The following is an 8,095-nucleotide window of genomic DNA, read 5'->3' as shown; positions in this document are numbered from 1 at the left end:
GAGTTCGGTGACGCTGTCGCCGGCATCATCGACGTAATACAGGTCGTTGCCATCGCCGCCGGTCATGCCGTCGGAGCCTGTGCCACCGTTCAAGGTGTCGTTGCCGAGACCGCCCGACAGGCTGTCGTTGCCCGAGCCCGCGTTGAGCGCGTTGTTCGCTCCGTTGCCGATCAGGGTGTTGACCAGGGCGTTGCCGTTGGCGTTGATGGCGGCCGTGCCGGTCAGTTCGATCCGCTCGACGTGCTGGGTGGTGTAGTTGACGCTGACCGACGAGCGCACCGTGTCGTAGCCTTGGTTGACCAGCTCAATGACGCTGTCACCGGCATCATCGACGTGATACAGGTCATCGCCACTGCCGCCAGTCATGGCGTCCGAGCCAGCACCGCCGTCCAGTACATCGATACCGCCCCCTGTCGTGATCTGGTCATTGCCAGCGCCAGTGGTAATGGTGAAATTCTCGGCAGCCGAGAAGTCGATCGTGTTGGTGGTCAGATCGGCGATGTGACCGACATAGCCGCTACCAAGATTGCCTCCCGCGATGCCAGCGGTCACATTCGTCATCATGGCCGAATAATCGACGATCAGCCGGTCATCTCCGGCCCCGGCGTCGATATCGGTATCGGCACCACCTAGTAGGGTTATGACATCATCACCGCCACCGGCGTGGATGGTATCGGCTCCCGTTCCGGAGAGGATCGTATCATCTCCGTCCCCGGAGGTGATTTGGTTGGTTCCATCACCGCCATCGATGAAGTTGCCGCCGTCGAGTGCCGTGATGGTATCGGCATTGGCGCCTCCCATGATGAAATTGGCGCCCTGCCCAGCCGTGACCGTGTTGGCGCCCGCACCGGTGTTGATGGTGTCGTTTCCGTCACCGGTCGTAATGGTGTCGGCGTCGCCGCCGCCTATGATATCATTGTCGCCGTGCCCGGCAGTGACTGTGTTGGCGCCTGCTCCAACCCTGATGATATCGTCTCCACCACCAGTTGTGATGGTGTCGGCGCCGGAGCCGGTCAGCACAGTGAAGTGCTCGATGGTCCCACTGGTCACGGTGACCGACCGAGCGCCGCCTCCCGCTTCAGTGAAATTAGAGGTTGAATCACCAGTCACCGCACCGGTTGCAAGCTGATAATCAACAATCAGGCGATCAGTGCCAAGTCCACCGCTCACCACATCGGCGCCACCGCTGACGGTTATGAGATTGTCGCCGGCATTGCCGAGGATGTCATTGGCGCTGGTTGAGTCGAGGACCTGGATCGGCGCGGCGCCGGTCAGGGTGAAACTTGAAACCCCCGACGTCAATTGGAGCACGATGCCGACCGAGTTGACATCTCCGGAGACGGTGATGCCGCTATGCGTGATCGAGGCGGCCTCATTACTGTAGCCGCTCTGCAACTCAATGAGATCGCCTGGGCCGGCGGCGAGCATCGCGGCCGCTATAGTGGGGTATGTGGAGGTGGAACCTACCGAGCGAGTAGCCATGGGTGTCTCCTTGAGCGGAGACGGTGAAGAGATGTGCCCATCCCCGAACCGCATTCGCAGTGATGGAACTATTACTGGTTGTTAATTGTCTGAAAACAGTTAAAGTAATGTGAATATATTGCTTTCCGAATCTGCATATGCACAAAGTATTTTTTGGAAAAAAATCCTCATACAGGTAATATAATATACGTAGTTGATGATAGCTTTTTTTCTTATAATATTTCGAATGATTGAAGACAAGGGGTGGTGATGTCCGAACTATATTTAGGAAAATCCGTACAGGACGTCAAGGCGAAGCCGTTTCCAATCGGCGTCAAGTATGACGGGATGCGGCGGGGAGACTGGTATTATCATGCGGCCCCGCCATTCAGGGATCGCGCCTATCCGCATGGAAGCGGGGCCACAAAGGCGGACGCCGTATCGAAGCCGACGCCAAGATGGCTCGGATTGGAATTGGGCCGGTCAGTAGGATAGGTCGCGGAAACGCGGGATCGTATGATAGGTGATCAAGTTACCGTTATGCGCTGACGCCGAAAGCGCGTCGCCCGATCGCGCGAGGACACCCAGGTCGTCCCCGTGGATGGCGATCGAGGGGTAGCTCCGTGCCTGACGCTGGTCCTCGCCCTTGGCTATGGTGCCGGCGAAGCACCAGTCGACGCAGTTCCTCGAGAAGTGCAGCACCAGACGATTTCTTTCATTGTTCGGCAGATTGTACCGTTCCTGCGGCAGCTTTTCGGGTCGGGTCATCGAGTCCGTCGACTGGTTCGACGCCAGCCAGTAGAGCCGGCCGACGGGATCGTGGACGATGTGGAACTTCAAGTGTCCCCCTGGCAGCGGCAGGTAGAGCATGGGGTTTCCCGAAGGGGCTCGCTCAAGGCTCACCGTCATCTCGTTCGTTCCGGGAGACCTGACCGCTTTCAAGACGCAGGCCATGTTTGTCGATCCCGTATGGGCGCGCATGAGCAGGTGAAGCGTACCACCCGTCGGATCGAACCAGATGTGATCGGGGTCTTCGATTCTGACGAGGTTCGTTTCGAGCCAGCCGGGCTCCTCCATCATGCGCCGGTCACCGACGTTGTGGGGCGCGGTCAGGCCAGGTTTGAAGAACGGGGAGCCGATGACGTGGGCGGGGCCGGTCTCGCCGAGGGCATCCGCGAAGGTGAGTTTGTTGGAGAAGGACCAAGCACCAGGTTCGAGCAGGTCGTCGTATGCGCTGGCGGAAAGGACGACCGGCGCCAGCCTCGAAACCGGCCATTCGTCGCGGGTGGATGCGACAGCTTGATGCTCCATCGCGAGGTGAATTCGGCCGTCGTGCACCACAACGCTGGTGGGAGCTCCGCTCCAAACGCCGTCACGCGTGAGTTGGACGGGATCGGACCAAGTTTCCCCGCCGTCATGGGATCCCATGATCAGCAGGTCGCCCACCTGGCCAAGCACGTAGATGGACTTCGCGGAGACGAAGGGGCGCGCGTGGTGCATTGGCATTCTCGATCGCTCGATCCAGGTTGCGCCGCCATCCGCGCTTGTGGCGATCGTACCCGTCCAAGGCCAGCGATCACGCCGCAGACTGGCGAGTTTCCGAACGCCGCCGCCGGTTTGATCATAGGTGGCGATCAGTGTGCCGTTGGGCAGGGAGGTCAGTCCCGGGCTCGCGCCGTAAATCCTTTCTGGGTAGGGAGATGACCACAGGACGGCATGCTCTCCGGTCAATGGCGACGGAAGTGCTGGTGTCAAGCTTGAGCGGATCGCCGGATGGTTATCGCTTGTCGCGGCCGTCGCGATTCCCATCTCCGGCATTCCCAGGCATGCCGCAGCCGTGGCGGAGCCCGCGAGAAATGAGCGGCGTCGCATCACTCGTGCGTCTTCATGCTCGGTGTTCCCGTTCAGGGTGATCGCTTCGACCATCCCGGATGGTCAAGGTTTCTCGCCGACCGGCACCAGCTTCCGGTCCCATGAAACATCACGGCGCACGACGCGGGCTGGCACGCCGGCCGCGGCGCAATGTTCCTCGACGATGTCCTTCGTGACCACGGCGCGAGTTCCGACGATGACATCCGAGGCGATCGTTATTCCCTTGTTCAGGGTCGTGTGGGCGCCGATCCAAACGTGATCTCCGACGATGACGTCGCCAGGTCCGTTGATGCGGCACCGGGTGGCCAGATCGATGATCGAATGAGCGTCGCTCGTGCGGATTTCAATGCCGAACGAGAACATGCATTCGGCGCCGATGATGACATTGGCGCTTTCGATGCAGACGATATTGACCCGTTCGAAGGTCGTGTTCTTTCCGATCACGACCTTTCCGCCCCTGCCGCTGATATTGATCCGCCCGTTGAATCGAATACCGTCCTCCAGTATCAGCGACATCTCGTCGCCCCGCATGATCCAAGTCGCCTCGTTGATCTTGCAGCCGGCGCCAATCTGGACCTTGTTCCTGGATCCGATGATATCCAAACGGTTCTTGTCGCCGCGGTCGGTGAGGCAGGAAAGCTCGTTGCCCTCGCCGCTGACGGTCACATCCTTGAAGATTTTTTCCAAGCGTCGGAGTCTTTCGTACGACGGGAACCGATCCATCATCTGGCGAGATGCCGGAGATGGATCTTTCAAGCGGCATCGGGGTCACGCCCTGGCCATGCCCCGGAAGATGCGCAGGTCGGCGAAGAACCGGAACGGAGTCCTGACCAGCTTTCTGAGTTTCCGTTGAAAACGCGAGCCGGATCGCTGATTGACCATGGCGGACGTCAGCCCGTCGAGGTGCTGGGTTCCGCCAGCCAAGCCCAGGATCGGGCGCTTTTCCGTGGCCACCGACATGCTTTTTACGTTCATCGCGGGGGTGCCCAAGGAATTGTTCTGCTTGGCCGCCGACAGATGTTGCTGTTCAGCGAATCGGTAACGGTCGAACAAGCTGGACTCCCAGGTGATGGCGCTTTTCGCACGATGGATGTAGGGGGTCTCGTGCTGGCCGATGCCCCGGATAACCTGGAACCGGATATCCGTGGTGGCTGTCATATTGCCGCCGTCCGGCATCTTGACAGGCTTGGTCACGAACTCGCCGAAAGAATAGAATTCATGGACAAGATAACTCAGGAAACGCAGGATCTTCTCCGGATCCGGCTTGAACCCGGCCTCAAGCGCCTCTATCAGCTGGTCCGCGGTTCGAACCTGCATGTTCATACCGTCGTGACCGTAGAAGGCCTGCCCGGCGTAGAAAACCGGCTTCTGCCACAGCATGGCCAGGACGCCCGTGCCGGAATTCAGGGTGAGCACGGCATCGGACATGTCGAGCAGGTCCTTGATGTTGTGCCCATGCGCGAAGATGGCGTTGTCGAATTCCGGGCTTTGGTCTTCCAGGGGATGTTTCTTGACAACCAGCGTCCAATTCCAGGGAAGCTTGGAGGTGATGTTATGGACCATCGCGATGAAATCATCGTAGGTCCCAACCGGACCGCAGTGGAAATTGGTGACGGAGTCCGCAGGCCGTTGGAGCGCTAGGAACAGAACCTTGTTCTGCGCCGGTATCCGCAGGACGTTGCGGAGGTTATGACCCGAAATCCGCTTTCCTTGCGCTTCCAGACAGGTGCTTTCCTGCTTCTCCCGGACGCAGTAGGTGATGATCCTGTCACGTTCGTCGGCGCTCATGGGGCGGTCCCAGTGACTGGGCGAGTAGGAGGTGCCGTCGCTCAGGAACCCGGTATGGTCGAAGAAGAGGGAATTGCGAAGCGCGCCACGCTCACTGACGACGAACGGCAGGCCGGCATCCCGGCACCGCTGGTACAAGATCCCCATCCACTCATTGGCGTAAGGATTGTGGAACATCACCCGGGTGATGTTCTGCCCCCGCACGAAGGCTTCGAACTCGTCCGCCGATCCGAACTTCTCTTCCGACACGAGAACCACATCGCCCAAGCGGGACCGTATCTCCCGATGGAAGACGAAGGGATTGGAACGGAACAGGAGCGTGCTGCCTTCCATCTTGCTGGGCAACGTGTCAGGTTCCGCGCCATGCTGGATGAAGGCGGCCATTTTCGACACGAAAAGCTGCCGGTTCCTCTCCTTGAGCTGCATGTAGTCGCTCTTGGCATCGACAGGATGCCAGGCATGGAAGAAGGCGATCCCCTTGAAGAAGGTGGTGTCGCCGAACAGCCGGTATGAGGCCTTCCAGCCGACGTAATCGATGATGGTGGAGAAATTCTTGCGATCGTTCTGCCAGTCGCGCGGAACTGGAAACAGGTGCGAGAGCCTGACACAACGGGTGTTGAACTCGAGATCCTCGTACCCCCAACCCTCGAAATCGGGGCTGTTGCCGCCGCGCGCGAGGTAATATTCCCGATTGTAAAGATTTGCCGACGTGCCGGTCGACAGCTTCTCCATCTTGTCCGGGTTGCCCACCAAGGCATAGTGGAAGAATTTCTGGCGTCGGATTTCCACATCGGTCTTGATGTATTCCTCGGTCGCCTCCTCTGTCAGGAAGATGTATCCGAACATCAGGAAGTCGCGTGCGTTCCGGTCCAGCCCTTGTATTTCGATCTCATTGAGAATGTTCCTGTATAGGCCGTCGTACGGCATCAGGTCGGCATCCTGCATCAAGATGTACTTGGATGTCGCGTACATGGCACCATGATTGCGACAGCGGCCAACCGAGAATTCGGACTGCTCCGTGTCCAGCCTCAGATAGCCGAATCCCTGCCGCTGACAGATCCGCCGCGTTTTCGCGGCCGAGGCCTCGTCGGATCCATCATCCACCACCAGGAAACCGACATCGGCTGGGCGCTTCTGGTCAAGCAACGAGAAACCAAGCCGCTGGATCGCTCCGTCACGTTTCGTGGTGGCGCGGATGGGGATGATGCAGGTAAGCCGCACCGCGGTCGGAATGTTCTCACGAAGTACGGACACGTCCTTCACAGGGGGCTTCCAATTCTGCAGAGTGAGTCTGATCTCAAAGTTCAAGCGTCACGGGCATGCCGCCTTGACGGTTCATGCCGATTGAAATTTTTTTATTGGGGACAGGGCTGGTACGTTCGCTGGAGGCCCATGGTTTTCAACCACTTCGGCTGTGCCTTCGGCGTTGGCGCCGGGTTTCTTGGATGGGGTTCACATCCGTGCGGCGGCTCTCACGGCACGGCCGAGGAAACAACCTAAGGTCGCAAGAAGAGGGATGATCCGGTCCATTTCAACAAACCCTTCGATCGTGCGGTGATGGTTGACCGTACAACAATATCCTTAATATGATTAATGCCGCCTTAAGGACAATATAGGGTTATCGGCGCGTGACTTGGGGATTGAGGAGCTGTTTGCAGGCGGGGCGTGCCGACCGTTGCTGATCAGGATGCTACTTTGAGATGAGTAGGGGGGTGACGCGCGGGAGGCCATCGGGCTATGTCCGCCGATATGCTCGCCGTCGCCTGACGACGACACCGCTCACCAGAGCTGATCTATGCCTCCGCTCGACGTTGTTGCAGAAATCAGCGGGCGGGCAGACTTCGCCCTTTCCCGTGGCGGTCAGGCAATCCTACGGGACACCGGCATGCCGAGGTCGGTCATGATGTTGATGACCTTGCATCCGGCGGTTGCTTCGACCTTCTGGGCAGGCAGACTTCGGGCCCGCAGGCTGCGGCCGATGAGGGCCTTGTACCGAAACACCGCCACTTCGACCAAGGATCTTTTCCCGTAGCCGACGGCCCGCTGCCAACCCAGCCGTCCGTGGTTGGCGATCCACTGGATGTGGCGGTCGCGCTGGGTCGGGTCGGTGTCCACCTTGGCACTCAGCACCGCGGTCGAACGGGGCGGGATGACCACAGCGGCGTCAGGCGTATGGTCGGTGACGGACCGGTATGTCGGCTCCCCGTCGTAGACGCCGTCAGCCAACACCGCGGAGATCGGGCGGTCGATCTGCTCGAGCGGCGGACCGACCAGAGACGCGTCGCCGTCGTCCGTGGTGGTCAGCTCGGAGGCGAGGATCTCACCGTTCCCGGGATCGACCGCCAAGTGCAGCTTCCGCCAGGTCCGATGCGGCTTCCCGCCGTGCTTCTCGCGCAGCCATTCACCGGCCCCGACTACCTTCAAGCCGGTGCTGTCGATCACGACGTGGACCGGTCCCTTCGCCTTCCTCAGCGCCGTCGCGACACCCAGGCCGGCGCTACGGCGCGAGAGCGTTGTGTGATCCGGAACCGGCAGCTCCAGGCCGAGCAGGTCCGCGATCGACCCGAGCAGGCCCTCGGTCTGGCGCCACGGTCGGCCGAACGCCAACCTCAGCATCAGCCCGGTCTCCATGGCGACGTCGGAATAGGCTCGCGGCCGACCCCGCCGCCCGGTCGCCGCCGGCATTCAAGCCGCGATTGCTTCGGGCGTCACCCACACTGTCAGGCTGCCGCGCCGGCGCAGCGCCGCGTCGTACTCGGCCCAGTTCTCGATTTTGTACCGCGCTTTCGGGATCCTGTGACGACGCGGTTCATTCGCCTTGTACGGCATCAGGGCCCCTGGGTTCAGGCGGCGGCCTCTATACCCAACTGCCTGCCGCAGCAACAGCTTCCCCCAGCTATTTTTGCATCAAGGTCGGCTCCTTAAGTTGACATGGGGTTATTGCGGGGCGGCTGTCCTCCGGAAGGCAGTTTCC

Annotated in this window: 4 protein-coding genes and 1 pseudogene; all 5 read right to left on the bottom strand. The window is 60.1% G+C overall.

Annotated elements, in window-relative coordinates:
• Positions 1 to 1,482: calcium-binding protein (locus N825_RS39535; RefSeq protein WP_198039075.1), on the bottom strand; the 1,482-nt coding region annotated here is incomplete at its 3' end.
• 462 nt (positions 1,483 to 1,944) lie between these two features.
• Positions 1,945 to 3,387 carry an exo-alpha-sialidase gene (locus N825_RS35230; protein WP_157619779.1) on the bottom strand — a complete coding sequence of 481 codons (1,443 nt, stop codon included), beginning with the start codon at positions 3,385 to 3,387 and terminating at the stop codon, positions 1,945 to 1,947.
• Positions 3,388 to 3,396: 9 nt separating this feature from the next.
• Positions 3,397 to 4,056, bottom strand: coding sequence for an acyltransferase (locus tag N825_RS40690; RefSeq protein ID WP_245613336.1), 660 nt, complete (start codon positions 4,054 to 4,056; stop codon positions 3,397 to 3,399).
• A 45-nt stretch (positions 4,057 to 4,101) separates the two neighbouring features.
• A complete protein-coding gene (locus N825_RS35220; RefSeq protein WP_084165427.1) occupies positions 4,102 to 6,429 on the bottom strand; it encodes a capsular polysaccharide export protein, LipB/KpsS family in 2,328 nt (775 codons plus the stop codon).
• A gap of 552 nt (positions 6,430 to 6,981) precedes the next feature.
• Positions 6,982 to 7,950: pseudogene (locus N825_RS35215) on the bottom strand (IS5 family transposase).
• Positions 7,951 to 8,095: the final 145 nt, after the last annotated feature.

The sequence above is a fragment of the Skermanella stibiiresistens SB22 genome (genome assembly GCF_000576635.1).
GTDB lineage: Bacteria > Pseudomonadota > Alphaproteobacteria > Azospirillales > Azospirillaceae > Skermanella > Skermanella stibiiresistens.
The sequence above is the reverse complement of the archived record's forward strand: the minus strand, read 5'-3'. Positions and strand labels throughout refer to the sequence as shown.